The sequence below is a fragment of the Micromonospora sp. NPDC047753 genome (assembly GCF_040642735.1).
GTDB lineage: Bacteria > Actinomycetota > Actinomycetes > Mycobacteriales > Micromonosporaceae > Micromonospora.
On record NZ_JBEYSL010000663.1, the window covers coordinates 1 to 3,018 of the forward strand.

At 73.8% G+C, this 3,018-nt stretch carries 4 protein-coding genes; 1 reads left to right on the plus strand and 3 read right to left on the minus strand.

Annotated elements, in window-relative coordinates:
- The first annotated feature begins 294 nt into the window (after nucleotides 1-294).
- On the plus strand, nucleotides 295-1,356 hold the full coding sequence (locus ABZ749_RS32765) for a hypothetical protein (protein ID WP_357234714.1): 1,062 nt from the start codon (nucleotides 295-297) through the stop codon (nucleotides 1,354-1,356).
- Nucleotides 1,357-1,363: 7 nt separating this feature from the next.
- Here ABZ749_RS32765 and ABZ749_RS32770 read toward each other — a convergent pair whose 3' ends face one another.
- The 3 genes from ABZ749_RS32770 to ABZ749_RS32780 form a co-directional block, all read right to left on the minus strand.
- Nucleotides 1,364-1,918, minus strand: a complete 555-nt coding sequence (locus ABZ749_RS32770) for a dihydrofolate reductase family protein (protein WP_357234717.1) — start codon at nucleotides 1,916-1,918, stop codon at nucleotides 1,364-1,366.
- Between the two features lie 73 nt (nucleotides 1,919-1,991).
- On the minus strand, nucleotides 1,992-2,558 hold the full coding sequence (locus ABZ749_RS32775; RefSeq protein ID WP_357234719.1) for a hypothetical protein: 567 nt from the start codon (nucleotides 2,556-2,558) through the stop codon (nucleotides 1,992-1,994).
- A 17-nt stretch (nucleotides 2,559-2,575) separates the two neighbouring features.
- Nucleotides 2,576-3,018, minus strand: a 443-nt coding sequence (locus tag ABZ749_RS32780) for a prolyl oligopeptidase family serine peptidase (RefSeq protein ID WP_357234722.1), incomplete at its 5' end; no start/stop codon positions are given.

Sequence of the window (3,018 nt, forward strand, 5' to 3'; positions counted from 1 at the left end):
TCACCACCCGGGCCAGCACCAACACGCTGGTCACCCGCTTCTCCATTCCGGATGCGCCGGGCGGCGGTGGGATCAACTCGACCCTGAACGTCTACCCACTACACCGAGCTGGCCGAACGCGCCGACCCCGGGCTGCGCGGGGCCGACCAGCAGCGATGGCTTGCGCTGCTCGACACCGAGCTGGCGAACCTGCGGTCGGCGCTGGCGCACGGTGGCGGGCTGCGCCTGGCGGTCGCACTGAGCTGGTACTGGTTCCTGCGCGGCCGCCTCACCGAGGCACGGCGGGCGCTGGCCGTGCCCGGCGACGCGGAGCAGGAGGCCCGCGCCGCACCCTGGCGGGTCGGCTTCGCGCTGTCGCAGGGCGAGGTGATCGCACCGGACGACGTGCGCGCCGCAGTGGCCGCCGACCCGGACAGCCACGCCGCGTGGTTCGCGGCCAACGCGGTGATCGAACACGGCGACCTGGCCCTGGTCTCGGAGCTGCTACCCACCGCCGCCACCGACCCGTGGACCGAGGCGGCGGTGCTCACCTCCCTGGCCCACATCGCCCACGCCAACGGTGACCAGGCCACCCTGGAGCGCACCGCGACCCGCAGCGCCGCGCTCTTCGCCGACCTCGGCGACCGGTGGGGTCGGCTCCGGGCGACGGAGTGGGTGGGTGGGCTGGCGGACATGCGCGGCGAGCACGAGCGCGCCGCCGCGCTGCACCGGGAGGGGCTGCGCTGGGCCGAGGAGTTGGCGCTGTGGCCGCAGGTCTGCGCCGAGCTGTCCTGGCTGGCCTGGCTCGCCGTGCAGACCCGCGACTACGCCCAGGGTCGGGAACTGGCCGAACGCGCCTACGACCTGGCGGTGGAGCAGGGCTCGCCCGGCGCGCTGATCTTCGCGGAGATGAGCCTCGGGCTGGCCGCCCGCCGCGACGGCAAGCTCGACCTGGCCGTCACCCACCTCAGCCGCCTCGCCGACCTGGGTCGGGGAGAGAGCCAACCCGCGCTCTACCTGCCGATGGTGCTGGTGGAGCTGGGCTACGCGGTCGAGCAGGGCGGCGACCCGGACGCCGCGTTGGCCCTGCACATCGAGGCGTTCGAGGTCGCCGAGGCGATGGCGACGATGCGGGACGCGGTCGGCCCGCTGGAGGGGATGGCGGCGGCGGTGCGCTCCCCCGAGGTCGCCGCCCGGCTGCTGGGCGCCGCGGCCGCCGCCCGGATCGCCACACTGTCCCCCGCCGCGCCGGCCGAACGCGACGACACCGACCGGGTGACCGCACGCCTGCGGGCCGAACTCGGGCCGGAACGCTTCGACGCGCTGCTCGCCGAGGGCGCGCGGCTGAGCCCGGGCGAGGCCCGGGCCCAGCTCTGACCGGTGCTCAGGAGGTCACCTTCGGCTGGTACGAGGCGACGATCACGCCGCTCTTGTGGACCCGGGTGTCGACCAGGTCGAACGATGCCTTGACGTCGGCCAGCGGCGCGGTGAGGCTGGGGCCGCCCTCCAGCACCGGGTGGATCCAGAACCGGACCTCGTCCACCAGGCCCGCCCGGATCAGCTGGGCGGTGACCGAGCCGAAGCCGTACTGGATGATGTTCCTGCCCGGCTGGGCCTTGAGCGCGGTGACTGCCTCGACCAGATCGCCCTGGAGCACCTCCGTGTTGTTCCAGGTGGGGTTGGTCAGGGTGGTCGAGGCGACGTACTTCTTGACGTTGTTGAAGTACGCGGCGCCCGTGGTCGGGTCGCTCTCGTCCCTGGTGGGCCAGGCGGCGGACATGCCGTCGTAGGTGGCCCGGCCCATCAGCATCGCGTCGGCCTCCTCGGTCTGCGCCCCGGCGAGGCCGGCGGCTTCCTCGTCGAAGTACGGCATGGTCCACATCGGGTTTTCGATGACGCCGTCGAGGGTGATGTAGGTCGAGTTGACGAGCTTGCGCATCGGGATCTCCTGGGTGTCTGTCGTGCTCTCCGGTGACACCCAGAACTCTGCCGGAGCCCGCTTACGATTCGCTTCAGGTGCGCTTACCGGCGTCGTCGACCGGGCCCTGCGCCGGGTCGGTCGACGGGATCGGCAGCGCCTGCGGGGTCACCGTGCCGCCGCCGGTCGAGTGGGCCGGGGCGGGGCGGTCACCGCCGCGGCTGTGCAACCGTCCGCGCCCGGCCGGACCGGCCCGCCGGGTCACCTCGACGGTCACCATCCGCACCGGCGGTGGCGGCGCGGTGAAACGCCCGACGCCCCACCGCACCCAGATCGGGATCCGGCCGGCGTCCGCCTCCGCGCGCAGCTTCTGCACCGTACGGGCCCGGTCGGTGTGGTCGACCTCCACCACGACGGGCGGACCGTCCGGACGGGCACACGCCACGTCGAGCACCGAGTGCCGCTGCTCCAGCGGCGGTGGCAACGGCAGCACGCTGGGCGCGCGCCGGTAGACCCGCCAGCCCTGGGCCTCGGCCCACCGCACCACCGAGTCGATCACCCGCGCGGTGACCTCGTCGGTGTCCAGGTCGACGAAGGTGACCTCGGCCAGCCAGCGACCCAGGTCCGCGGCCAACCGCTCGTCCTGCGCCGCGACCTCCACCGGCGCAGGATAACGCCTCAGCCGACGACGGTCGCGGTCGCGGCGAGGTGCCGGGTCAGCCAGCCGGTGGTGGCCGCACGGGCCGCCTCGGCGTTGACCCGCGACAGGAAGTCGTGCCCCTCCCCGGCGAGCACCAGGTGCCCGTGCGGCACACCCCGGTCGGCGAGGGCCTGGGCGACCTGGGCCGACTCGCCCGCCGGCACGTTGGTGTCGTTGGCGCCGTGGATCAGCAGCACCGGCACGTCCAGCCGGTCGATGTGGGTGAGCGGGGAGAGGTCGCGCAGCAGGTCGGCGTCCCGGTCCGGGTCGCCGTACTTGCTGACGGCGGCGGCGGCGATCCACGGCTCGGTGTCGGCGAAGAAGGTCCGGAAGTCGGAGATGCCGCACTCGGCTACCCCGGCGGCGAACAGACCGGGGAAGTTCACCAGCACCGCGAGGACCAGGTAACCGCCGTAGGAGG

What these genes read in the sequence shown, in the direction of transcription:
- ABZ749_RS32770 (WP_357234717.1), bottom strand. Translation starts at nt 1,918, where the DNA reads ATGCGCAAGCTCGTCAACTCGACCTACATCACCCTCGACGGCGTCATC.